Below are 24,133 nucleotides of genomic sequence, written 5' to 3' on the forward strand. Positions count from 1 at the left end.
CGCGTAAATATAATTTTTCTTTCTCACCATTCAAAGGTCTTCCTACGCTAAAACTTATCCAATTAAAAAATAGAATCAGTTTTGAACTAAAAAAACCATTTAATCATTAAGTTTTTCAATCCAATCTAAAATAACATGTAGAACCTTTATCACTATAGTCATTAATTTGAAATAGAACTCCCTCATATCCCCAAATATTTAGTAATAGATTGAAGTATAACCAAAGCAACAGCGCTTTGAGAATCTTCTTTAGATAAATATATAGCCTCATCAATTTGAGATAAAAACCCAAGTTCTAATAGAATACTTGCGTTATCACTAATGTTATCGCGTAGCACTTGAAAATTCCCTTTTTTCACACCTCTACTTTTAATACCAAGTATAGCGGTTAATCCATTCTGAATTGTAACGCCTAAATTTGTAGAGGCTTCTATTTGCACTTCGCTTTTAGGAAAAATATATATTTCTGTTCCTGAAGCTGCTCTATTTGTTGCATGATTGCAATGCAGCGAAATAAACACATCGGCTTTTAGTTTATTAGATAATCGCACTCTATCTCCAAGTGCTATTAATGTGTCGGTATATCTAGTGAGGAATATTTGCAAAGGCTTGTTATATAGCGTATTGTTAAGCTCAACTATTTTAGAAGCGACACCCATAGCAATATCTTTTTCCTTAACCCCATTTCTGGTTTTTGCTCCAGCATCTTTTCCTCCATGACCAGGATCTATCACTACAACAAGGTTTCTTGTTTTATTTTTGCCATTCTGAGCAGAAGGAAAGTTAAAAAATAATAGACAGAACAGTGAAATCGAAACTTGCTTTAAAGCATTCATAACAAATATTTTAGGTTACACAATATTCAACAATCCAATCACTTCCTTAATAATCTTCAAAAGTTTAACAACAACTAGCGTTAAAATTTAGAGATTCTTCTCCTCCATCTTCATTTCATAATAGATTTCATAAAAGTCTTAGCAGACGACGAAGTATGACGTACTGCATGGATACTAAATAATTTAAAATCTATTCATTATGAAAAAATCAATTTTTGTATTACTCGTATTTATGCTTACATCTGCATCAAGCTTTGCTCAAATTGGTGGTATTGAAGATTCTGTTAACGATGTTTCAGATACCATTAGAACCATTTTCCCTATCATTTTAGGTGTCATATTCCTTATTGGATTCCTCTTTAATGCTGGACATTTCTTTGGTGAAAATGCAGACCTTAAAAAAGGGATTACTCGTGTTTTGGTCTTTGTATTAATTGCTGGCGCTGTAGTAGGCATCTTCACTTACTTAATAACCATCGTGGTGTAATGCCCCGTTGATGGATTAATTTGAAAAGCTGTATGAAAAAGTACGAAATCTATAATAATATTAGAAAACGGGCAGTCATTTTTGGATTGCCCATCTCCCTATTTGCTTTAATGATGGTTTCTGTTTTGGCATCGCTATTAATCATCATTTTTTCTTTCAGCTTTGGGTTGATAATTGGCATACTCATTTTCAATGCAGCTTTATATGTAGCCATAACACGAATATCAAACAATCCACAGCTTTTTCAAATAGCAAAAGCCTTCCCTAAAATTATAAGTAACAAAAGAAATTCCAACTTCAATTATGAATAAGATTAATATCTCAGCATATCAACCTATTGTAGATATCCAAGACCATATCGTTTTTGCCAACAATGGCAATGTGGTTTTATGCTATGAAGGGATTTTACCAGAAATCTATTCCTTGTCCGAAAAAGATTTTGAGGATATGCATGCTGCATGGTTTCAGGCTTTAAAATCTTTGCCCGTTGGAACTGTTGTTCATAAACAAAACATCTACCTTAAAAAATCATATGATTCTAAAGCGCTTCCAAACTCTACATTTTTAGAAAAAGCCACCCACGATTATTTTAAAGGTCGTGAACACATCGAGCATAAATGTTATCTATTCTTCATTTTAACTAAGAACAAAGCGCTTAACAATCCTAAATACGTTAATCCCTTTAGAAAAGCTTCAAAAGGCATTATACAAGAACTTGATGATAACATTCAAAGCTTTGCAAACTCGGTAAACGATTCGGTTGCTTTTATAAATAACAGTAGAAAAATAGAATTTCTTCCATTAAAACCAGAAGCTATTCAGCAATTAACGAATAGTTATTTCAATGGCTTCAATGAAGGGTTTGATACCGATATTTTATTGGAAAAGAAAAGCGTTAATATTGGCGAAAACTATTTTGATGCGCTTGCCATTAACAGCGAATTATGCTTTGGAGAAAGTGTACAAAGTAGCAAAACCAATGAGAAATTTACTTCCGACGATTTTGTGTTTCATCAAGGATTTATTGATGGTCTAGGACTTACACTTAATGAAAACCATATTGTTAACCAGGTACTTTATTTGGATGACAAACAAAAGTGGCGCAAGCTGCTAGATAAAAAAATAGAGGAACTTAATAAGAGTTCCAATTTTGGCTCACAGAATAAAGTGGTGCTAACTAAAATTCAGCATATCCTAGATCAAATCAATGCAGATGACAATTCACGAATTATACGCGGTCATCTCAATATTGTCTACTGGTCGAAAGATGTTAAAGAGTTAGATAAAATAACTTCTAAAATAAAGACCGAATTTAAAGAATTGGATATCATCCCCTACTACCCAAGAAGCGAAGAACGCAAAAATTACATACTGAATAGTTACTGTTGCTTCTCTTCTAATTTCTCAAACAACGATTTATACGTAACCGATTTAAAACATGCACTTTGCTTATTCATCAACAATACCAATTACAAATCGGATAAAACAGGCATCATCTTTAATGATAGAGAACATAATATTCCAGTATTAAAGGATGTTTGGGATGAGAAAAAGAAGCGCATCAAGGCGCGTAACTTTGCCATTTTTGCTCCAACAGGCGAAGGCAAATCATTCTTAGCCAATAACATCCTACGCCAATATTTTGAAAGTGGAGTGCGTCTAGTTATTATTGATTTGGGTGGTTCATATACCAAATTCGCCAAACTCTATCCTGAAAAATACACCGTACTACGTTATGAAAGCGGAAAGAATTTAGGCATCAATCCTTTTTACATCAACACTAAAAAAGACCTTTCCCCAGAACGGTTAGAGGATTTATCGGTATTTCTTTTCGAATTGTTTGCTTCAGATATGAAAGTAACCAAAGCACAATCTGTTTCAGTAAAAAAAATACTACGCCATTACTACGATAGCACTTCAGATAATCATTCGTTGGAAGGGTTTTATAATTTTATAGAAAGGAATCAGAACGACCTTCTGGACACCCTTAAAATCCATCCCGACTACTTTAATGTTACGAGTTTCTTACATGTTATGTCTGAGTATGTTGGCGATGGTCTATATAGTTTTCTATTTGAAGTTAGTGAAGACCAGACTTATAAAATAGAAGACAAAAGATTAATTGTTTTTGAACTAGACGAAGTGAAGGATAATAAGGAAATCTTATCCGTAATGTTGAAGTTGATTAAATCTGCCATCCAAAGGACCATTTGGAAAAACAGAGCTGAAAAAGGCATCATATTATTCGATGAGTTTGCCAAACAGCTAAAATTTGAAAACGTATTGGAAAGTGTAGAATTCTACTATCAAGCCATCAGAAAACAAAATGGAGCTATTGGCATTATTCTACAATCCATTAATCAACTTCCTAATAATTCAACATCAGCAAGCATATTAGAAAATACCCAAGTTATTTATAGTCTGAATAATGAAAAAGGTTATGACGAACTGGTTAAAAGACTCCATTTATCTAGCCATGATCTAAACCAATTAAAATCTATCAAAAACAATCTCTCCGGCGCCAGAAAGTACACCGAAATGTTTATTAAAATCGGAAAGGAAAGTAACATTTTCAGACTCGAAGTTCCGAAAGAGGTTTATGCTGCCTACCTAACAGATGGACAAGAAAACGAGGACATTATGAAGTTCTATGAAACCCATCAGGATATGGAAAAAGCAATAATTCAATTCACATCTAAAACATAATATTATGAAATCGAAAATTTTATTACTCGCAATCGCTTTACTGTTCTGCTTAAATACTAAAGCTCAGGGCATGCCCACTTATGACAACACCAATTTTATTAGTTTGATTAAACAACTTGTAGAATCTGGTAAACAAACAGCTCAAATGATTAAGTCTGTTTAATTCTTAAAGGATGCTAAAGAATCCATTGAGAAAGTATCTAGCGTTGTAAGACAACTTAATGCGGTTAAAGAAATTGCTAAAAACAATAAGCGACTTATTCAGGTTATGCAAAATGAGTTAAAAGACATTTTAAACTCCCCCTACATAAAACCAGACGAAATCACACGAGTTGCAGAATCGTTTGACGCCATAGTTCAAAACTCTTTAGAGACAGTGGATTTTATAGACGAAGTTCTATCCAGCGATTATCTAAAAATGACGGATGCCGAACGTGCCGAAATTCTAAAACTAAAAGAATTAGAATCTAAACAAATGATTTCCAATATCACTACGAAAACGAAACGGTATAAGGATATTATTTCCTTCAGAAAAATGCAGGATAAAGTGAATAACAGAAAAACAAATTATTAGAAATGGCCGCAACCTTCATTTTAGGAATTGGACTAGAATATATCGATACGGTTTTTCAAACCATACAGAACAGCAGTTTCTCGCAATATACTATTGCAGGAATGAAAACGCTTGCTGTATTATTTTTTCTAGTTAATATTCTAAAAAAGTACAATGAAGGTATTGCTGCTAAAGATGGATATTCTTGGGGTTTAAGTCCTGGAGAACTCGCAAAGAATTTTGCGGTGGTGCTCTTAGTGATATTTTCAACGCAGGTACTTGGGTTTTTCGACGCCATATTGGTTGCTATTGAAGGACAATATCGAGGTACTGCTCCTGCTTTACTTCCACTGGAATTACAGGACCTACCACTTGAAGAAGAAGTTGGCTTATTGGATGCTGCAAGCATGGCAATGACACTTCTTTATGAAGCTTTGATTACTCCGTTGTATGCATTCAAAATACTAGCTTTTATGCTAAGTACTTTTTTATGGATTCTTGACCTGTTTATCTATCCGTTGTTTTTAGCAGAACGCTTCTTCCTTCTTGAGATTATGCAAGCCTTTTTCCCTTTGGTAATAAGTCTAGCAGTATTTGAAAAATTTCGTTCGTTGGCATATACTTTTTTCAAACTCTATGCAGCTGTTTATATGTTAGTTCCCGCATTCTTTCTTGTCAATATATTTATTAACGCCATTTATACTGAAATAAATACCAATTTCTGGACCAACTTATTTGGATCTGATTTTGGCCAAGGTTTCTTTGCTCCTGTTGTTCAATTAGGTTCGGTTGGCTTTATCGTATTTCTAAAATTCAAATTATATAAACGCGCGACATCCTTTACACTTCGATTATTTACTGCCTAAGTCAGATTAAAAATTAAAATATGAAAACTCCATATAAAAATATTTACACCGTCTTAATACTGAATCGATTTATCGTTTTATCAGTAGTTGTTTGCGCATTACTATCTAGTACTTTTTCTATTTGGATGGCTTTTAACACAAATAAAAATGCCATGAATAGTGCCTTTGCCATTAATACAGATGGAAGTATTATTCCGCTGAAACTCGTTAGCCAAAAAGAAAATTTTAAAGTCGAAGCTTTGGCGCACTTAGATTTGTTTCACAACTACTTCTATAACGTCGATGCGAGCAACTATGAAAAGAATCTAAAAAAGGCACTTTGGCTGGGTAATAGTTCTGTAGATAATCTATACCGCCAGAAAAAAGCAGATGGTGTTTATAATAGGTTATTACAATATTCTTTAGTTCAAAAGGTACTGCATATCGATTCACAGATAACAGAAAATAAAGGCGCGTATAATTTCACTACTAAAACGGTATTTGAAATTAATAGAGGCACAATAATCGACACCTATGAATTGGCATCTACTGGAAACCTAATCATGGTTGACCGAAACTTCCCTAACAACCCACATGGCTTGTTAATTACCAATTATTTCGAAAACACTTTAAAAAAATTGAACGATCAAAGCCCATAAAGGGCATTTAATACCATTCTTATGAAATGAGCCTAAACAATTTTTAGCATTACTCGAAATCTTTATTGGCGAATTACATCTGACAATTAAAAAACAATAAATAACAAGCAAATGAAAATTGAAAAAAACAAAATAGTATTTATAGCAGTATTGGCTATAGTTTTCATATTCCTAATTTCTTATTCCATGATATTAATGGGTGAAGATGACAAAGAAAATGACAACCTTAAACAGACCTTAATTCCAGATTTGGAAGAAAACCAAAAAGAGTACGACTCTAAATTAGATGCGCTTAACGATTTAAAAGAAGTCCGTGAAAACAATGCGCCTAGTATCTATGATGAAAAATTAATTGATTCCTTAGGCTACTACGACCCAGAGTTGCCTGAGCGTGAAAGGAAACGTATCGTAGATAGTAATTATGAAGCAGGCAAAATTCAATACTCAGAAAAGAACTATCTAAACTTCGGACAAAAGCATGTCGAACAAAAGACACTTGCAGAAATTGATTCTTCAGAAATAATCAGAGAACTTAAAATTCAAGCCAAAGAATTAGGTCTGGAACATCAACTGTTCTTTGCTTCTGCCCCAAAACCTAATGCGCTTAGTATTCTAGGTAATACGGACGCTAACATTTACGTGGTTGTTGATGGCAACCAAATTGTAAAGGCAAAAACCAGATTGAGAATGAGACTTATTAAAGCAGCAACTATCAACGGCAAAATAATGCCTAAAAACATGCTAGTATTTGGCTTTATAAGCTTTCAGCCCAATCGCGCATTAATTGAAATTGAGAACATCAATCATCATCCCACAAAACTAAAAGCATTCGATTTACAAGATGGCAGTGAAGGCATTTATGTAGAAAATAACTTTAGAGCTGAAGCGACCAATGAAGTTCTAGACGATATTTTTAGTGATATTAATATCCCAACAGTTCCACAAGTAGGCGGAATAACAAAAGTACTTAAACGTAATAATCGAAATGTGAAGGTTACCGTTTTGAACAACTACAAATTAATTTTAAAACCCCGATTATAAGTCCACATTGAAATTTAAAAACATACTCTTATGAAAAAATACATCAGCATTTTGACACTTATTATTGTTTCCGCTTCAATGAATGCGCAAACAGCTAATACCCTTGATACCATTTTTGCTAACGATACCAAAAACGTTGCTTTGTTTTTTCCTGAACCCATACGACAAGGGATAACTGGATCTGAAAATTTTGTATTTACCTATAATCGCGAAAAAGAACAATATTTTGGTTTATTGCAAGCCAAACAAGGAAAAGAAAGTAATCTACTGGTTATCAATAGAAACGGAGCAATTTTTTCGTACATTGTAAGCTATAAAGCGCAACTTTCAAAACTGAATTATTTTATCCCGATGACCAGTAGTATTGGGAATGAAAAACCAAAAGCTGATGATTTAATTAAGTCCAATCCTTTTTTGAAAAAAATTGATAACAGCACAAATTATTATCAAAAATTCTGCGCTTATTTACTTGATAGAAAACAATACCTTGATAGGAACATAAAACGAAACAATGGTGTTGTCATGAGGCTTGAAAACATTGTTTTTTGACAATGAAGAGCTCTACTTCGTTTTTCAAATTAGAAATAATTCTACTTTAAATTACGATTTAAATTTCTTAAACCTTTCCATTGAAACGCGACAAAAAGGAAAAAGGAAATCTTTACAACGTTTATATCAAGAGCCAATTTACAAACATCATCTGCCTTCGAAAATTAAGGTTAATGAAACAACAAGATTTATTTATGTTATGTCTAAATTTTCGCTTTCTAACGACAGAAGGGTCATTATAAAATTGAACGAGAAAAGTGGCGAACGAAATATTGAAATGAAAGTATCACATAAACACATTAATAATCCCAATTAATTAAATCATGAATAAAATCACCATTTGGTCAATCGTATTCTTATTTATTTCCTGTGCAGAAACAACGAATTCAACTCCTGCTGCAGTAGCCGAAATCGTCGCAGAAAGTTTTTACCAAAGTAAAGAAGCCATGCTTAAAAAGCACACTACTCCGGAAGGTTTCATCACTTTTTCCAATCTTCAAAAAATGTTTACGAAGCCAAAAGGCTCTGAATCTAATTTTAAACTTATCAATGAAGTTACTCAAGGCGATGTTGCTTGGGTAAAGTACTCGACCTCTTTTGATAAAACACCAGGGATTTTTAAATTGGTAAAACAAGATGGTGTATGGAAAGTTACGGTTAGAGATCCCAGAGAAAAAACACCTTTGTAAAAGCTAAACATTTTGACAGTCTTGATGTAAATTTGGATTTTCTAACTAAATTTTACATCAAGGGTTTTATCTTTTTATTAATTTTTGAAAATATATTTCACCTCTGAATAAACCCTATCAAAATTAGCTTGTAAGTCGGCATCTGAAAAGTCTTGTTTTTGCGTTGGTAATCGCTTTTCAATTTTAGGCAATTTAAATTGTACTTTCCTATCCATTCCATCTGCAAAGGTTATAAACTCGCCTTCTTTTAGTCTAAAAAATACATCGGCTCTAATTTTGGCAACTTCACGCTCCCCTGTTGTTATTCTTGTATCAAAATTTAGATTGTAACCTCGATTCACGCTTGTGGTCTCTTTCTTTACAATTTCAAAAAAGCGTTCGTAATACTTAGCCGTATCTGGGTCGTTTACCTTTCCGAAGAATTGATAGGATAAATTACTTAAAATCGCTTTACTAGCTTTGTCACCATACATCATATCATTCTGAATTTTATCTTGCATCACATAAATCGTGGCAATGTTATAGCTTCTTAATGTTGCTGGGATTCGGTGCATATTTAAAAGCCTAATAGTTGGTGCTTCTTCCATCAACAAAAACGAAGCATTTGAATTTCTTACACTCATTTGCTTAGTAATGGTATGAATAATAGTTGCTATAATTGGCGAATAGGCTGTTTCGTATTTCGGATTGTTAACCACTGAAATAACTAAAGATTCCTCCTGGTTATTTATATCAAGTGGCACATCGTCTGAAGATAAAGTCATAAAAATACGCTGCGTACTTATTTTTTTAAGCGCATTAGCCAAAGTGCTTTTTACTCCAGCGGTTTGTCTGTCGGAATCCTTTCCACTAATAAAGGCGTCTGCCATAGCTCTCGAGGTTGTGTTTGTACTCAAAAAAGCAATAAGACTATCTGTGTCCAAGAATTGATAAATAGCTATTAGATGTGGTAATGTGCAAAGATGCGGATATGAGGTTCGAAGTTTCCAAATCAACCCACCAATTAAACCTTCAGCTGCATCATTAAAAAATTTTGTTGTACCTATACTTCCGGATTCTCTTTGCTCCAAAAGGTTTTCTATTAGCACCCTTGCAACTTCATTAACACTTTCTTCATTTGTCATATATCTTGGTGCAATGGGGTTCACACAATCATGAATTGTATCGAATGAAATCACTTTAAAATCAATCTCATTTTTTTCAAATAAAGGAAATGCCATTTCTGTAATTTCGAAGTTTTTATAATCGTGAATCACACCAGCAAATTTATGTTTACTGAAATGCTGAAGAAAATTAAAAACAACACTTTCAGTTTTCCCACTTCCTGCAGAACCTATTATTGAAGCGCCTCTTTTTATGTTGTTTATTTTGAAACTTCCACTTTCGACTTTAAAATGAACTTGATGCTTATCATTAGAATCTAGAATTTCATTTTCCTTATGAAGAAATACATATAAAACGGTATTGATAAGCAAAAGCGGACAACCTAAATAAAGTAACAGTCGCATCCAATTCATTAAATAATGGCTCGATTTAAAAAGTAATATCAAACAAATTACAGTTATTAATAGGTTTACAAAAAAGGCATATTTCGTTATTTTGAAAAGCCCTACGAACACTAAACTCATTCCAATTAATAACCCAATTGTAAATATGACACCTTGTATTTCCATCTTATATACCTATTGAACTTGATTTAATGGCGATTTGTATCCCACGTTTTAAGTATCTAATTGTTTTAAGCGCCAACTGCACTTGATTTGTTGGTATACTCGCTATAGGTGCTCCTGATTTTGTAAGCACTTTAAATGCCATTGCTTTCTCGCTTGCTGGCAAACCTATTAATGTTGTGAAGTACAACTTCGGATTTTTAATAAAATCCTTTTTTGACTTATAAGATTCTGCATAGTTACGTTTGTAACCAAATATTTTATCGAAAGTACTTTCTGCTTTTGTAAAAAACGCATCTCGATCAAATCCTCGTTTTACAATTTTACCATGCATCTCAACTACCGAAGCTTTGTATTTTGATCCTGGAGATAAACTCACAGAATTTGATGCATCTTTTCGACTTACTATGATATGAATATGACTTTGAATGCCATCTTTTTTCATGCCTTGAACAATCCGTTTTCCATTTTGTTGGTGTGGTGCTTCGGCTTCAAGTTTGGCTATTTCGGATTTCATTTTTTCAATATCACCTGCTAATTGATGCTTTCCAATTTTTCGAATATTAGTCTTTAGTTGAAGTATTTTAGCGGCAAAAGGTTGGTTTTCTTTAACCACTTTGTCTGTGCCTTTAAATGTTCTTTGATGTTCAATTTTTGCAAAATATTTGATATCATCAACAGTGATTGGTTTTCCATTAATTTCACGATGGAAGGATGCCGCATAATCATTCATTATCGCTCTAGTATATGTCTTTAAACCTTCAGAACTATTCTGTAGTTTTCTCAATTCATATTTACTAGGACTAACTGTAATGGAATAAAATTTTGGCTCTTTCATTTTGAGTTTTGCTGTATTGCCATCAATTTCTTTTACCACATCTTTGGTTTCAATTTCATCGCCATATTGATTAAAAAAATGTTCCATTTCTTCTTGCTCTAAACCTTGATTTTCTTTCTCTAGATACTCTACAAAATCCGCAGCACTCTGCGAATAATTGCCTCCTAATTTTTGGGCTGTAATTGTGATGTACATAATTCTATAATTGATTATTTGAATCTTTTTTCTCTACAAACTGTACTTTCTTCTCTTTGACCTCTTTCTCTAACATCAAGTTTTCACTCTTGGGTTCAAGCTTGATAAATAATGATTGTAACATCGCCGTTGTAGGTTTGTCATGGTGCTTTTCTATATCTTTTATAATAGCTATTACGGCGTTAATTCGTTTCTTAATTTCACGCTCCAATGTTTGCATGTTTGGTCACATAGTTTCTTTTGGCGAAATACCATTATCTTCAAAAAAGTCCAGCATCATTAGAAGCGTCATTGATTTTGAAAGCGACATTTTTTTACAAAATCCATTAAACTTTTTAGCCACCGAAGTTTTAATACTTAGGCTTTCAAATCGTTCTTTTTCATATCCTTTATCCATTTTTCCTTGAAAAAACTTGTTGTTTTTATTGGGCTGACAACCTTTTTCCTTGAAAAAGCATGTTAGAAATTCTAAAATCAAAAAAATCAATCGCCGATAGGTACTGATTTTACTAGGTTTTTGACAAAACTAAAAATCGAAACATCGCGTTAGCGTGTTACCCTCTTGCTATTCCTTTTCGTCACGCTTTAGCGGGACAAAAAAATACCATCACATCCAAAAATGTAATAGCTTTAATGGTAACACAAATTGGATTTCGATTTTTTAAGAGTATTCTTCTTGAAGTTTAAAAGCATCTTTAGTAAACCTCTATTTTTATTGCTAAATATAAAATTGTAGATCAAAAAAAAGACCTCTAAATAGTTAAAGGTCTTGGGTTAAAAATCATATTTAGATACTAAAAACATAGTCATAAGAATACAAATTTCTTAGAGCTTCTTCTTCCAAAAGCGCATCATATTTTACATGATATTCTTCTGCATAGCGTTTCAAATCATTTCCATATTTATGTTCAACATCTTTTTTAGAAACCGAAACCAATCGCTTTTGAGTTTCCTTATCAAGGTTCGAATAATTGAGATATACCATAGCGCCATTTTTAATATTCGCTAGGCAGCATAAGTGTATCATCTATAAAATATAATCGTAATTCATCTAACGGAAAATTGGTTACATTATATCTGTGGGTTTCAAAAATATTATTATCCCCATCACTATAATTAATGATAGCTTCACATTGCTTTTCAAGTTGTTCCTTTTCAGAAAGTCGCTTAAAATCGATGGTAATAAAAGAACATTTTTTTGATAAACTTTTGGCAATAACTGAAGTGTCTGTAATCAACCAAAAGCATTCCGCTTCGTTGGTCAAATATTTTAAGCCATCAGTAAATCGAGTACCAATTAATGGGATTTTAAAGAACATTTCAGAACCAACAAAATGTTGTAATTCGGCTTTTATTTTGTTAACTTTATCATTCATTTTAATTTCTTTTTTAGAAGTTAATTCCCGATAATTATCGGAAAATAAAGAGAGCGCAACTTTTCGACAGGAACGCTCTCTTATAATTTATAATTATGCCGTAGCGTTATCGCTTTTAATTCCTAAAAGCAAAATTTCGTTTACAACCACTTCGGTAACATATCTTTTCTCACCCGCCGAAGTTTCATAACTGCGTGAGGTTAATTTTCCCTCCAGAGCAACTTCTTTTCCTATGCCTACATATTTTTCTACGATTTCGGCAATCTTCCCCCATGCTACAATATTGTGCCAATGGGTGTCCTGTTGTTTCTCTCCTTTTGAATCTTTGTAAAATTCATTGGTAGCAATTGAAAATTTAGCAACTTTCTTTCCGCTTTCAAGATTCGAAATTTCTGGCTCGTTTCCTACGTTACCAATTAACTGTACTTTGTTTTTTAGAGTACTCATGATTAAAAAATTTAAAGATTAATATTTACCTATCTGAACTATTCAAAAAGGCTTTACTATTGATTTACTTATTATATCCAGAGCGTTTTCCTTTTTTGTTTTTTTAACTTTTGTTCCGCTTCCTTTTTATTGATTTTGTATGATTTCATTAGATTCATTTTAGATTTACTTCCCATAGTGCCGACGCTGTTACCTTCTTTTGTTGCTTATACTGTTTAAATATTTTGAATTGATAAAGACTTATAAAAATGAGCGCAGCGTAGTGATTATGCAGTCTGTTCAACTTCAAAATGTTGGTATTTTGCTATCAAAAAAAGGTATAACGGTGTTGGATTATGGAAGCAATTCTAAAGTCTTTGTGAAATACAAAACCAAAGGAAGTGTAACAAAATGCAAATACATTTTTCCTTATTTGGCGGACTTGATTCACGCTTTTTACTTGGGAATGGAGCCCTTCGTCTGCGCTCTGGACAGGCTTACCTTTCCAGTCCCGATTGCTATCGGGATGGAAAGGGGTAACGTAATGGAAAGTAAAAAGTGGGGATTGTGTCCAAGACTTTTTTAATGAAGCTCTTTTTCTGGAATGGAGTTATTACGGAATGGAAGGGAATGTGCTGAATGGGAATTATATTCCAATTTTAACTTTAACTAGAAAACAACTTATAAAAACAAAAAGAGGGATAATAATTATTTATCAACCCTCTTTTAACAAATTTACTATGATTTTGCTATTAATTTAAAAAACTCATTGAATTAGAGATCTTCTGAAAACCTTATAAACATTAAAAATTAGATATTACGGTCGTTGTCTCCTATTGCACTGTTTAGGTATCAAAACCTGCTTAAACCTCGCACCATATGATTTACAGCTTTTTTCAATTTATACAATAATGTAAAAATAACATACCAAAATTTATCCTGTTTTAATTACCCCACCAATAATTTTTAGTCTTGGCATCTGGTAATAATACGTTTTCTAATCTATTTAAAGAGTTGGTAGATTCCTTATTATACCAATCAACCCAACTTATTCCTAGACGTTCCATTGTTTGGGCTGTTAGTAATTCTCCATCTATTTTTTTTACATAATCATGTGTTCCATAGTAATCCCACTCAGTACATATAATACGATAGTCACTCATAAGCTCTTGTATTTTAGCAGATGATGTGTCTTCGTAAGCATGAAATGCTACTGATGTTCTGCTCCAATCTATATCGGGACTATAATTTTCAACAACAGATTTCAGATCATAATGAGTACCGTTAAAACTAAATAATAAAATTTGTCTATTAGGAGCTTCTTTTCTAACGATATTATATACTTCTAATAAATTTTTCTTAAATGTTTCATTCAAATAATAGGAATGCCAAAAGTTAGGTTCATTGCTAAGTTCAAAAAATACTAGATTATTCCCTTTATACTTTTTTGCTATTCTGGTCCAAAATTCAATGCGCTCATCATGATTTCTGTTGAAATCAATACCAACTTCTTCACCTGCATAATTTTTAAAGGCCATATTTTCCCCTGTAACGTGATAATTAATAATTACATTCATTCCTGTAGCTATAGCGTTTTCAACACATTTATCAATGTGGGGCATAGCTTCATCTATATTCCAATATTGGTCCTCTTGAGCTCCTCTCATTTTTAACCAAAGGTCGAACCAACACACTCTTACTGTATTTATTCCATACTCATCTCTTAGTTTTATCCAATTATTAACATTTGCAGAAAATGGAACACCATCATTACTGTTAATTTGTGTAATAGGCATAGGTACGCCTCTTAACATTTTGCCATTACGATCCAATAAGGTGCCTGTGGTATTTTTAGGTTCAACAAGTTCTGGAGGATCTTCTGCCTCGGGCACCTCAATTTCAGGATTTTCCATATCTACTAGAATATTATCACTATTGTCACATGAACAAGCAAATAGAACAATTAATACTATCAACAAGTTTTCTTTTAATATATAAATCATTTAATTAAATTTTTTATTCTTTCTACATTGATTAATTATAGGCTATCAAAAAAGGCTGTAGTTACTACACACAGCCCCTTTAAAACAAATAACATACACTTTAAGAATTATTCCTTTATAAATTTTTTAATGTTTCCACTCTCAGTTTGTAAAAAATAGAGACCTGATGATAAAGTAGAAACATCAATAGATTTTAAATTTAAACTACTGTTTATATGTCTGGTTCCAATAATTGAACCAGTAACATCTATGATGTTAATGGTTTCACCTTGAATTATTCCGTTAAGAACTAGTGTATTCTTGGCAGGAATAGGATAAACAGAAATGTTGTTTTTTGAAAAATTACCAGTTGAAAGTTGAGCTTCTGTTCCTAAAACAACGTTATCAATTTCATAAGTTCCTGCGGTATTGGGTTGACCAGAGTTCGGTCTGATGTCAATTCTACCAAAAGGTGTATTTTCATCAAAACCATTTCTATATCCACTTGATGAAATTGTTGCTCATATTCTTTGCCACTCACCTGCGCTAGCCGTATAATTTGACCCAAAATTTATAGCAAATAAAGATCCAGCATCTTTAGGTCTTATAAGTGTATGGGTCTGAACATCTGATATACTAGACCTCATATCAAACTCAACAATATTACCATCCGTGGCTAATGTTGCTTCATCAGTTTCGCTAAATGTTATAATAATCACAGGATTGTTATCCGTATTTGAAGCTGTAATATTAAATTGAAATACATTAGCTGAAGTATTATTTGGATCGGTCGCCCCTGTTGGATTAACAATAACATTACCTGTCCTTACACTGTTGTCGTTAGGACTGGCATACACTTGAGTACTAACAGGATCTGTACCATCCCAGTCTGCAATAGTTTTTTGCCCAAAAGCAACACTTCCAAGTAATAAAGTAAAAATTGTAAATTTTTTCATAAAGTTTAGTTTTAAAATTATTATCCAAAACTATCCTCGTTTTAACAAAAAGAGTGTAAAAAATCAAGCATTTAATAGTAGATTTGGAGCATATCGTATCTAAATTTCCAAATGACATGTAAAACATCTTGATATACTCATGAATAAAAACTTAACAAAGATGCCTATAGCAACAGTTTTTAGTGCTTAAATGAATTCACTAGTTTTTCTTGTTTCAAGAAAGGGCTATTCGTTTTGTGAACCCCCTGTTAAACCGTTATAAATATTTATTCTTCTAAAATAGTGTATCTAAAAAAGCGATACCCTGGTGTTTTATTTATTTCTAGTTTTAGTTTATTGTTTGAAACAGTAATTATTTTAGAATTTGATTTACTTTGTTCCAAGTCGATTAATCTAATTTTCTTTCCTTCAAGAAATTTTACATTGATTTCTTTTGACTCTTCTGAGTTATGAAGTTCTCTAAATACCATTAAGTAGCCTGTTTTTTTGTCTGGATGATATATTTGAAAACCTGTCCAAGAAGCATTGTTAGGTTTATTTCCTATGGGAAAAACATAACTATCAAAAATTATAGTTCTTTCTTTCTTATAGATTTCAATAAGTTTTTTTAACTCTGCTTTTTCCTCTGGCTTCATTAGTTGAGTTAACATAAAACCAGCTGGCACACCCACAAAAGCTGTCATGGCACAATAGGATTGGCTATGTTTTACGGCATCTGAAAACTCTGAATTTGTTCTGCTTGGATTTTGCCAATTGGTTTGTAGCTTGTTCATGTTATAGAATTTAGACATCATCCAATGATGGCGCAATGTAACGTAGGGTACATAGACAATATGGTGTGGCATGTTATTTTGGATGTTTTGAAAATACATTGGTCCATATTCACGAGCAGTACTATACCAACCATAGCGAGGGTCGTCATATTCAGGACACCATGAAACCTGCGTTTGATAATTTGAAAATTTAATAAAGTCCCGTATACCATCCATTCTTACATGATAGGACTCCCAATCCTCTATTTTATCAAAATCTAATTTCCAAGTAGCCACATCCAGTTTTTCTTGGTTGGTTCTCATTTCTTCAGGCGAGATATAACGTATGGCAGCCCAAAGCCCTATCTTTATATTGTTGCTCTCGGCAAGTTTCTTTACATTCTTCCAATCGGCGTCATATCCAATATTTGTATTTGGATGCCAAGATTTTCTACTAAATGTATCTCCATCTTGCCAACCATCATCAATCCGGACAATATCCATACCTAATTCTGAAGCTGATTTTATTTCTTTTTCTATAACAGAAAATTCAGAATTTTCGCGACCATATATTTTATCGCCTTTGCCTTCTCTATAATCGCTTCCCCAGGTATCTACAAGCATGTGCATGTCTCTTTCTTTATTGATTGGAAAACGGGTTCTATCAAACTTTTTAAGCGCTAACTGCATTCCATCTTCACCATCACTATAAAGTATGCTCCAAGTAGCCCAGGTTCTTCTAAACTCATTAGTGATTTCATTGGGTTTTAACCCCCACCCTGTAACCTCCACCCCTTTAGGTGTACAATAAAAACTACCTGTTTGGTGACCATAATTATTTACTGTTTTGTTAGATTCCTTTAATAGAATCAACCCTTCATTTCCTGTTTCAATAGAGAGCCCACTAGCCCATGTATTTTGTTCATCGCTAAAAAGTGGCCAACCTTCAACAACCTCTTCTTTCACCATATCCTTAGTGTTCACACGATTACCAGGATCATTATAATATCCCCAATATCGACGTTTGTTTTCCAACGAAAAATCTACCGGAACATATTCTGTTCTTGCAATTTTTATTGGCTGATTGGAACCATAGTATTTTTTATATGCTATATCTTTCGGAATCCCTTCTGTAGAAAAACCTTCATTCACTCTCACCTCTAAAGCAGTCCATAGTCCTAGTTCATTTGGATATACACGGATTAAATATTTAATTTGAATACCGTGTTCGTATAAAACTTCTGTCGTTACCAATAGATGTTTTGATGTAAAATTATCATCATTGGACACCTTACAATCAACAGAAATTAAAGAAGCTTTTGAATTATTCCCAATCTTATTTGGTAAATTCCAGTCTGAATCATAGGAGGATAAAGCATTTGTAGCCCATTCTTTCCCAGTGATTTTATTTTTGAAACTTACAGTTTTGAAACCTGCTCCACTCCATACCCATGTTCTACTAATCTTTCCTGTACTTACATATAACTTATTGTTTTTATAAGTTGCTTTTGCCTTATCCAGATTAACATGTAAATCGGTTGAATTTGCTTTTTTTTGTGAATAACACTTACCTATTAATATTATAAACAATAAGCTTAACCCAAAGATATTTCTTACCAGTTGCATAATTTTTATTATTCTTGATATTCAATTATAATATTTCTATAACCTAAATCTTCTTGGTTCCACCTTCCTATTTTTGGTGTTTTAAATCCCTTTGTATAAACAGTGAGGTTTTGTAGCCCTGTTCCAACTTCTATATTTTCAAAAACTATTTCGTTTTTGCCTTTTACCATATCCTTCTCCATCAATGTGTCCCCTATTTTTATACACAACTTGGCACCATGAGGAAATAAATCGGGTTGTACATTCTCAACAATAAATTTATAAGGTCCAGTTTTTAGAACCTTTAACGGCCAACCATTTTCATTTCTATCAAAAAATTGGAGCGTGAGTTTCTTTTGAGCAGAAGAACCTAGCTCTGTATAACTGGTAACATACCCCCTTGTAGAAGAAACATCATCAAACCATTTTTTGGTAGCCTCAATCATTTTATTAAAAACTTCTGGCTTGTCTTCTGCAATATTATTGCTCTCATATGGATCCTTAGAAATATCATATAACTCTTTACCATTAACTAATTTAAAGGTATCAGTTCTCATTGTCACATTATTCCAAAGTTTTGGAACAGCTGCACGATCCCATTGACTGAAGAAAGTTCTTGATTTTGGAATATGATTTTTACCAAATAAAGCAGGTACAAGACTTATTCCATCAATTGGATTTGGAAGATTCAAGTTTGTATTGTCGGCAATTTCTACTAAAGATGGTAACAAATCAATATGAGCAGCCATACTTTTAATTTCGTGACCAGCTCGTAATTTACCCTGCCACCTAAAAAAACATGGTACTTTGATACCCCCATCATAAACATTTCCTTTTTCCCCACGCATTCCGATATTATATCTTACCTGTCTTCCTTGATCTCCCCCTTCAATTTGAGGACCATTGTCTGACATATATATAATTAGTGTGTTCTCATCTAAATTAAGTTCATTTATTTTAGTCATTAAACGCCCTACGTTTTCATCCAACTTACTAATCATACCATAAACTTCGGCTGTATGTCTCACTAAACTATCATTCTTTAAAAAAGGTTTTACATATTCAAAAGGTACTTGAGGTTTATCTGCTGTATGTGGCATATAAGTAGCAACATAGGCAAAAAAGGGTTTATTTTCTTTCGATTTTTCCTCAATCCATTCTATAGCATCATCAAAAACAACATCTGTTAAAAATCCTTTTCGATGATCTAACACACCATTAGACTTCATTATAGGATCAAACCTAGTTGCAGAATCTTTTGCATATTCTTCAAATTCAAATGTCTTATCAAATCCTTGATCCATTGGCCTTTGAGGAGTATTGTATCCTAAATGCCATTTTCCAAACAAGGCTGTTGTATACCCTCTATCCTTTAATGCTTCTGCAATTGTATATTCATCTCCATGCATACTAACCCTTCCCTTCCATGTATCCCATACTCCTGTACGTTGATTATATCTTCCCGTCATGATAGATGCTCTTGTTGGAGAACATACTGGACTTACAAAAAAGTTATTGAAACGTGTACTCTCCTTATAAATTTTATCAATATTAGGAGTTTTTAAAATGGTATTTCCGTAAGCACTAAAATCACCATACCCTTGGTCATCGGCCAGAATGAAAAGAATATTAGGTTGTTTATTTACAAATGCCTTCTCTTTTTTTGTAGTTTTTGAGTTACAGGAAAATAATAATATAACTAAGTAAATTATACTTAAAACAAATAATTTATTACTATTCATAATTTATAAGAATCTTTTTTGAATTAATGTTTTAATTGTTTTATCCTCCATTTTCATTGATCTCTTTGATAGAGATTTTAAAATTTATTACTTTGATATTAGAAAGCTTAATTAATAGTATTATTAATTAACAACACTGAATACAATTAATTTTGAAACATTTGCTAACCTTATAATATTTTTTTTTTGCCATAAATAAAAACTACTCCTCTAAGTTTGTTACATACCTAGTTTACAATTAGTTTTTTTGTTACATTATTTATCCTAACAAAATACAGCCCTTTTTTTCTGATGTTTAATGCCGATGGAGTTATTAATTTTAAACTTTGTTTGTTTTTAAATTGATTAACAAAAAGCGTATGACCTAAAGCATCATATACTTCTATCGAAATATTATTAGACACCTCACCATTGATACTTATTGTAAAAGCCGTATGGAGTTTAACTGGGTTAGGGTATAAATTGGCGTTTAAAGATTTTACAAAATCGTTAGTGCTTAATGATTGACTTGCCGAGTTTGAAGGGAAAACAATGTAACCTCCACAATGTATCCATTCGCTAAACATTCCATTGCATTTGCTTTCACTAGGGTTCCAAATACCGGTATGGATAGGCATTCCTTCCGCTTCGTGCGTTACACTACCCAATCTTACATGGTCTATTTGAACATCTCTGGATCCAGCATCATTAATAAAATCCACCTTAACATTTCCATTCAAGTCTGAGCTAAAAGTATAATCTGCCATAGTAGAAGATAAAATAACCTCGTCTATAAGAACACTTCCTACACTAATTTGTAAAACTTCATCTCCTTGAGTGCCCCTAGCCCTAACAACAATATTGTATAGTTCTCCAGAGCCTTCACTTGAAGTAAAGTTTCCGTAATTAATATAACCATTACAATTAAGTTCATCGCTTAAAATCCCACCACAAGAGCCATTCTGAAAGACACCTGTGTTTTCAACCATATCTTCAGAATCTTTAATCATATCTCCAAAAGCTAGATAATCTGTATGGACATTTGTGGATCCAGAACTATTATTTGTAAATTCTAATTTAACATCTCCTGTTAAAGGTGTTGTGGTGGTATAATTGTCTAGTTGATTTGATAGTGAAAAATTTTGCACCACTTGATTGTTTACTAAGACTCTTACATTTTCTGTACCACTTGTCCCTTTAGCCCTAAATGTGATCTTTTTATTCGAAGTTGGGGCAACATTCCACCACTTATAACCCTTGGATGTAGCATCTGGTATTAGATAGTTATCTATACTATTTAAACTAACATCGTTCCAACTGCTCCAATCTAACCAGGAATGCTGATACAGCTCCAAAGTTTGTGAATTTTCTTCATAACCATCTACTGTTTTAACATAAGAGTGACCGCTATTTGCATAATCCCATTCCGTACATATCATCCTATAGTTTCTAGATAACTTTCTAGGAAGCTGTCCGTTGTCTTGTTGGTACATGTGATAACCAACTGAAGTCTTGTCCCAGTCGATATCATTTCTGTAGGCATTAATTGCATTTTCCATAGTACTCTGGTGGATGCCGTTAAAGGAAAACATTATTACCTGTCTCTCGGGGGCATCGGCTCTAACTTGATCGTATATTTCTAGTAAGTCATTTTTAAATGAAGTTCCATTAGTATTATAATAATCGCCTTGGTTGATATTATAGTATTCAGTAAAATTAAATAATGGCTCATTGGTGATTTCGTATATAACATTAGGATTGTCCTTATACCTTGGTGCAACAACTTGCCAAAATTGCTTCATTCACTGAGTACTTTCCGGTAATAAGGTCGTGCCATTATAATTTACTGTTGATTGTTCGCCTGTATTGTGATAATTAATGATAATGGTCATGTCCTTTGCAACAGCATTCGCTACGGATTGATCTAAAGCTACAATAAGAGGATGGGTATCGTGGGTACTTGGACTGCTTGGGTCTGGTATACCCCAATAGTCTGATGTGCTATTAAATCCTCGTCTATTGTACCAACCTCCAATCCAGCATACTCGTACAGCATTTAAATGCCTATCTTTAATTTGTTGCCATCCATTAGGATCCATGCAAAAACTTGTTGAAGCTGTTACATATGGTCTTTTCCCAATCGCTATTGCTGTTCCTCTTATGCGTTCACCATCCTTGTTAAGCAGTGTTTTTTGCTGTGCATTTATGCTAAAGAGCGTAAAAGCAAATAAGCATGTAAATAAGTAGTTTAATTTCATAATAATTTAGTTTTAGAGAAGCAAAATTACTCCATCCCCAACCTGTAGTATGAAAATTATGATGCATATAATACACTTAATGTTGCATTTTATCTAAGGTCATATATTAAGGCTGCAAAGAATTTCCCTAAAGCAAGCACACTAGGACGCAGCTATAGGGTGTCTTTTTTAAGTTCGTCTTGAGTATTTCTTTTCTAAGACCTAACCTAGTCACACCCTACAATTACCTATGACTTATGGAACTAAATTGAGATACCATATATTATTACATCTCGCATACCTTAATACGGAAATAACATTTTACCGCGTTTACGTATAGAGACTTTTAACTCTTTCTCATAGCATACAAACTAAAAATATCATTTCAATTTAGATATTATTAACAGTATCTACAATGTTTTTTAATTCATTTAAGGAAGCTTTAAATGGTTGAAAACAAGGTATGTGCACCACTTCATAATCTACATAAAGCGTAGGACACAGGGGTGAACTTTTTTTAAGAGCAACCCACTCCTGCCATTTTCCATTATATAACTTAATTGCTCCTCTAGCTTCCGTTACATCAAACCCCTTATTTAACTTGTGTTTGGCCAATAAGATTTGTATTCTCCAGACCTGCTCTATAATTTCATATTTTATTCGTCCATAAGAAGCTGAGACTTTTAAGAATTCATCATCAACTACATTTGGCAAGTTTATTTGTTTAGATAATTTTTCAATCTCATACCAATCTTTAATATAATGTTCTTTTTCAGCCAAGACTTTTTCGGTAAAATCGTTTTTTACAATATCTTGCAAATCTATGCCTGCCAAGTAATGATCCCTTACATACCAGGGGTTGGTCCAACCGTACTGTGTTGCTTGTCCGTAATACACGGCATCAGTTGATAATAAGCAAAGTTTTCTGAATTTTTCAGCATCACTTTCTGATAGTTTTAAATGATTAAGTGCATAATCATAAAAAATGTCTTCCTCACTCTTCTTGGGATGAAGGGCAAACTCCCTAACCATATATTCGTTAAGTTTAATCCAGAGTTCGTTATTAAAATAAGGGTCTACCCAACCATCTCCCCAGGTCCAGGTCCAAAACCCTTTTATTTTTTCATCTGTATATAAATCTTGAAGCCCTTTTTTGTTTTCCTTCATTTCAGACCAACCTTCTATCACGCCTTTTCCTATGTAATAAGGATGACTGTTTCTACCATAAATCCCTGCTTGATTCGTGGAAATTTCTACTATTTGTTGATGTTTTCCTAAGCCAATAGTCTTATTAAAAGGGTTACCTCTTAAAAAATCATTATTTACATGCTTTATCGAAAAAAATTAAGTTATCATGAGGCTCCACTGCATTAGTCGCTTTTAAATAAAATTCTGGCTTGGTATGAAATTGACTAAAATCCCAAGTTCTGTAAATGAGTTTTTTATTGCGTTTCACACAAATTTCATCACGAAGTAAATTAATGAGTATAGAATGCTCTTCTGGTGTTGTAGCAGGAGAAGTTCCTCGATGAAAAGGGGTGTCGTGCAAGTAAGTTTCTCCATGACGAATAGTTAGCCCATCAACTTCAGGGAAGCGTTTAAAAATTTCTGCTATTTGTGCTTTTAGTAACTTCTGGGTCATTTCTTTCTTAATAGACAATTTGCCATCGATAGACATTTCTTCTTCGTACTTTTTTAAAACCGATTTTGGTACTACTAAAACATCGGTAAAAGGGTAGATTGGAACATCATATTTTTCCGCAATATCTATACGCGTTTTAACATTTGCCGCATGACGTTGTATCCACATTTTCTCCGCTGATTTTTCAGGAACTATATTATCTTCAAAATCATCATAAGTCAGTCCACATTGAATTTCGATTTTTGGCACTTGACCTGTATAGCCTAAAGATTTTATATATTCTGGTTGCGTATATTCAGATTCAAAGTGGGGTTCACCTGGGTTATGATGAACCATGTTCAGTAGTATAGGGTACCTGTCCCTTGTTT

The 24,133-nt window shown here is 33.1% G+C and carries 23 protein-coding genes and 3 pseudogenes; 9 read left to right on the plus strand and 17 right to left on the minus strand.

What is annotated here, in order from left to right; translation table 11 throughout:
• Positions 1-182 precede the first annotated feature (182 nt).
• Positions 183-836, minus strand: a complete 654-nt coding sequence (locus JM658_RS07495) for an N-acetylmuramoyl-L-alanine amidase family protein (protein ID WP_236958634.1) — start codon at positions 834-836, stop codon at positions 183-185.
• Between the two features lie 199 nt (positions 837-1,035).
• Between JM658_RS07495 and JM658_RS07500 the strand changes: the two genes are divergently transcribed.
• Positions 1,036-1,323, plus strand: coding sequence for a hypothetical protein (locus tag JM658_RS07500; RefSeq protein WP_236958635.1), 288 nt, complete (start codon positions 1,036-1,038; stop codon positions 1,321-1,323).
• Positions 1,324-1,372: 49 nt separating this feature from the next.
• Here the strand turns inward: JM658_RS07500 and JM658_RS17190 are convergent, their stop codons facing one another.
• Positions 1,373-1,537 carry a hypothetical protein gene (locus tag JM658_RS17190; protein ID WP_317207858.1) on the minus strand — a complete coding sequence of 55 codons (165 nt, stop codon included), beginning with the start codon at positions 1,535-1,537 and terminating at the stop codon, positions 1,373-1,375.
• 89 nt (positions 1,538-1,626) lie between these two features.
• Between JM658_RS17190 and JM658_RS07510 the strand changes: the two genes are divergently transcribed.
• The 7 genes and pseudogenes from JM658_RS07510 to JM658_RS07540 all read left to right on the plus strand — a co-directional run bounded on the left by JM658_RS07510 (position 1,627) and on the right by JM658_RS07540 (position 8,365).
• Complete coding sequence (locus JM658_RS07510) at positions 1,627-4,029, plus strand: TraG family conjugative transposon ATPase (protein WP_236958637.1); 2,403 nt, start codon at positions 1,627-1,629, stop codon at positions 4,027-4,029.
• Between the two features lie 4 nt (positions 4,030-4,033).
• Positions 4,034-4,603 (plus strand): annotated as a pseudogene (locus JM658_RS07515) (conjugal transfer protein).
• Positions 4,604-4,605: 2 nt separating this feature from the next.
• A complete protein-coding gene (locus JM658_RS07520) occupies positions 4,606-5,448 on the plus strand; it encodes a hypothetical protein (protein ID WP_236958638.1) in 843 nt (280 codons plus the stop codon).
• 20 nt (positions 5,449-5,468) lie between these two features.
• Positions 5,469-6,086, plus strand: coding sequence for a conjugal transfer protein TraK (locus JM658_RS07525; protein ID WP_236958639.1), 618 nt, complete (start codon positions 5,469-5,471; stop codon positions 6,084-6,086).
• Positions 6,087-6,197: 111 nt separating this feature from the next.
• On the plus strand, positions 6,198-7,127 hold the full coding sequence (gene traM / locus JM658_RS07530) for a conjugative transposon protein TraM (RefSeq protein WP_236958640.1): 930 nt from the start codon (positions 6,198-6,200) through the stop codon (positions 7,125-7,127).
• A gap of 30 nt (positions 7,128-7,157) precedes the next feature.
• A pseudogene (locus JM658_RS17305) lies at positions 7,158-7,992 on the plus strand (DUF4138 domain-containing protein).
• A gap of 7 nt (positions 7,993-7,999) precedes the next feature.
• Entirely contained in the window at positions 8,000-8,365 is a 366-nt protein-coding gene (locus JM658_RS07540; RefSeq protein ID WP_236958641.1) for a hypothetical protein, read from the plus strand.
• Positions 8,366-8,442: 77 nt separating this feature from the next.
• On the opposite strand, the gene JM658_RS07545 is transcribed toward JM658_RS07540, so the two are convergent.
• The 6 genes and pseudogenes from JM658_RS07545 to JM658_RS07575 form a co-directional block, all read right to left on the minus strand.
• A complete protein-coding gene (locus JM658_RS07545) occupies positions 8,443-9,873 on the minus strand; it encodes a type IV secretory system conjugative DNA transfer family protein (RefSeq protein WP_394800468.1) in 1,431 nt (476 codons plus the stop codon).
• 166 nt (positions 9,874-10,039) lie between these two features.
• The gene (gene mobB / locus JM658_RS07550) at positions 10,040-11,068 is read right to left on the minus strand and encodes a MobB family relaxase (RefSeq protein WP_236958643.1); all 1,029 of its coding nucleotides are present in this window, start codon (positions 11,066-11,068) and stop codon (positions 10,040-10,042) included.
• A gap of 4 nt (positions 11,069-11,072) precedes the next feature.
• A pseudogene (locus JM658_RS17205) lies at positions 11,073-11,465 on the minus strand (BfmA/BtgA family mobilization protein).
• A gap of 390 nt (positions 11,466-11,855) precedes the next feature.
• The gene (locus JM658_RS07565) at positions 11,856-12,053 is read right to left on the minus strand and encodes a hypothetical protein (protein WP_236958646.1); all 198 of its coding nucleotides are present in this window, start codon (positions 12,051-12,053) and stop codon (positions 11,856-11,858) included.
• Positions 12,054-12,063: 10 nt separating this feature from the next.
• Positions 12,064-12,444 carry a DUF6876 family protein gene (locus tag JM658_RS07570; RefSeq protein WP_236958647.1) on the minus strand — a complete coding sequence of 127 codons (381 nt, stop codon included), beginning with the start codon at positions 12,442-12,444 and terminating at the stop codon, positions 12,064-12,066.
• A 93-nt stretch (positions 12,445-12,537) separates the two neighbouring features.
• Positions 12,538-12,891, minus strand: a complete 354-nt coding sequence (locus tag JM658_RS07575) for a single-stranded DNA-binding protein (RefSeq protein ID WP_236958648.1) — start codon at positions 12,889-12,891, stop codon at positions 12,538-12,540.
• A 229-nt stretch (positions 12,892-13,120) separates the two neighbouring features.
• Here JM658_RS07575 and JM658_RS07580 point away from each other — a divergent pair, with 229 nt between their 5' ends.
• Positions 13,121-13,456 carry a hypothetical protein gene (locus tag JM658_RS07580; RefSeq protein WP_236958649.1) on the plus strand — a complete coding sequence of 112 codons (336 nt, stop codon included), beginning with the start codon at positions 13,121-13,123 and terminating at the stop codon, positions 13,454-13,456.
• Positions 13,457-13,814: 358 nt separating this feature from the next.
• Here JM658_RS07580 and JM658_RS07585 read toward each other — a convergent pair whose 3' ends face one another.
• From JM658_RS07585 to JM658_RS07620, 9 genes are all read right to left on the minus strand, one after another.
• A complete protein-coding gene (locus JM658_RS07585) occupies positions 13,815-14,873 on the minus strand; it encodes a glycoside hydrolase family 5 protein (protein ID WP_236958650.1) in 1,059 nt (352 codons plus the stop codon).
• A 107-nt stretch (positions 14,874-14,980) separates the two neighbouring features.
• Positions 14,981-15,367: a T9SS type A sorting domain-containing protein gene (locus JM658_RS17250; protein WP_394800470.1), complete on the minus strand. Its 387-nt coding sequence runs from the start codon at positions 15,365-15,367 to the stop codon at positions 14,981-14,983.
• A 6-nt stretch (positions 15,368-15,373) separates the two neighbouring features.
• Complete coding sequence (locus JM658_RS07590; RefSeq protein ID WP_236958651.1) at positions 15,374-15,808, minus strand: hypothetical protein; 435 nt, start codon at positions 15,806-15,808, stop codon at positions 15,374-15,376.
• 266 nt (positions 15,809-16,074) lie between these two features.
• Entirely contained in the window at positions 16,075-18,186 is a 2,112-nt protein-coding gene (locus JM658_RS07595) for an alpha-amylase family protein (protein WP_236958652.1), read from the minus strand.
• A gap of 8 nt (positions 18,187-18,194) precedes the next feature.
• On the minus strand, positions 18,195-19,907 hold the full coding sequence (locus JM658_RS07600; RefSeq protein WP_236958653.1) for an arylsulfatase: 1,713 nt from the start codon (positions 19,905-19,907) through the stop codon (positions 18,195-18,197).
• Positions 19,908-20,134: 227 nt separating this feature from the next.
• Positions 20,135-21,688 carry a T9SS type A sorting domain-containing protein gene (locus JM658_RS07605; RefSeq protein ID WP_236958654.1) on the minus strand — a complete coding sequence of 518 codons (1,554 nt, stop codon included), beginning with the start codon at positions 21,686-21,688 and terminating at the stop codon, positions 20,135-20,137.
• Entirely contained in the window at positions 21,689-22,144 is a 456-nt protein-coding gene (locus JM658_RS07610) for a hypothetical protein (protein WP_236958655.1), read from the minus strand.
• Between the two features lie 369 nt (positions 22,145-22,513).
• Positions 22,514-23,290 carry a hypothetical protein gene (locus JM658_RS07615; protein WP_236958656.1) on the minus strand — a complete coding sequence of 259 codons (777 nt, stop codon included), beginning with the start codon at positions 23,288-23,290 and terminating at the stop codon, positions 22,514-22,516.
• Between the two features lie 151 nt (positions 23,291-23,441).
• A complete protein-coding gene (locus tag JM658_RS07620) occupies positions 23,442-24,101 on the minus strand; it encodes a hypothetical protein (protein WP_236958657.1) in 660 nt (219 codons plus the stop codon).
• Positions 24,102-24,133 lie beyond the last annotated feature (32 nt).

Origin of the sequence: Joostella atrarenae (genome assembly GCF_021764745.1) — a bacterium.
Taxonomy (GTDB): Bacteria; Bacteroidota; Bacteroidia; order Flavobacteriales; family Flavobacteriaceae; genus Galbibacter; species Galbibacter atrarenae.

Excerpts from the sequence above, each read along its gene's own strand:
- JM658_RS07495 (WP_236958634.1), bottom strand. The coding sequence starts at position 836 with ATGAATGCTTTAAAGCAAGTTTCGATTTCACTGTTCTGTCTATTATTT.
- JM658_RS07500 (WP_236958635.1), top strand. The coding sequence starts at position 1,036 with ATGAAAAAATCAATTTTTGTATTACTCGTATTTATGCTTACATCTGCA.
- JM658_RS17190 (WP_317207858.1), bottom strand. The coding sequence starts at position 1,537 with ATGGCTACATATAAAGCTGCATTGAAAATGAGTATGCCAATTATCAAC.
- JM658_RS07510 (WP_236958637.1), top strand. The coding sequence starts at position 1,627 with ATGAATAAGATTAATATCTCAGCATATCAACCTATTGTAGATATCCAA.
- JM658_RS07520 (WP_236958638.1), top strand. The coding sequence starts at position 4,606 with ATGGCCGCAACCTTCATTTTAGGAATTGGACTAGAATATATCGATACG.
- JM658_RS07525 (WP_236958639.1), top strand. The coding sequence starts at position 5,469 with ATGAAAACTCCATATAAAAATATTTACACCGTCTTAATACTGAATCGA.
- traM (WP_236958640.1), top strand. The coding sequence starts at position 6,198 with ATGAAAATTGAAAAAAACAAAATAGTATTTATAGCAGTATTGGCTATA.
- JM658_RS07540 (WP_236958641.1), top strand. The coding sequence starts at position 8,000 with ATGAATAAAATCACCATTTGGTCAATCGTATTCTTATTTATTTCCTGT.
- JM658_RS07545 (WP_394800468.1), bottom strand. The coding sequence starts at position 9,873 with ATGCGACTGTTACTTTATTTAGGTTGTCCGCTTTTGCTTATCAATACC.
- mobB (WP_236958643.1), bottom strand. The coding sequence starts at position 11,068 with ATGTACATCACAATTACAGCCCAAAAATTAGGAGGCAATTATTCGCAG.
- JM658_RS07565 (WP_236958646.1), bottom strand. The coding sequence starts at position 12,053 with ATGGTATATCTCAATTATTCGAACCTTGATAAGGAAACTCAAAAGCGA.
- JM658_RS07570 (WP_236958647.1), bottom strand. The coding sequence starts at position 12,444 with ATGAATGATAAAGTTAACAAAATAAAAGCCGAATTACAACATTTTGTT.
- JM658_RS07575 (WP_236958648.1), bottom strand. The coding sequence starts at position 12,891 with ATGAGTACTCTAAAAAACAAAGTACAGTTAATTGGTAACGTAGGAAAC.
- JM658_RS07585 (WP_236958650.1), bottom strand. The coding sequence starts at position 14,873 with ATGATTTATATATTAAAAGAAAACTTGTTGATAGTATTAATTGTTCTA.
- JM658_RS07590 (WP_236958651.1), bottom strand. The coding sequence starts at position 15,808 with ATGAAAAAATTTACAATTTTTACTTTATTACTTGGAAGTGTTGCTTTT.
- JM658_RS07595 (WP_236958652.1), bottom strand. The coding sequence starts at position 18,186 with ATGCAACTGGTAAGAAATATCTTTGGGTTAAGCTTATTGTTTATAATA.
- JM658_RS07600 (WP_236958653.1), bottom strand. The coding sequence starts at position 19,907 with ATGAATAGTAATAAATTATTTGTTTTAAGTATAATTTACTTAGTTATA.
- JM658_RS07605 (WP_236958654.1), bottom strand. The coding sequence starts at position 21,688 with ATGAAGCAATTTTGGCAAGTTGTTGCACCAAGGTATAAGGACAATCCT.
- JM658_RS07610 (WP_236958655.1), bottom strand. The coding sequence starts at position 22,144 with ATGAAATTAAACTACTTATTTACATGCTTATTTGCTTTTACGCTCTTT.
- JM658_RS07615 (WP_236958656.1), bottom strand. The coding sequence starts at position 23,290 with ATGAAGGAAAACAAAAAAGGGCTTCAAGATTTATATACAGATGAAAAA.
- JM658_RS07620 (WP_236958657.1), bottom strand. The coding sequence starts at position 24,101 with ATGGTTCATCATAACCCAGGTGAACCCCACTTTGAATCTGAATATACG.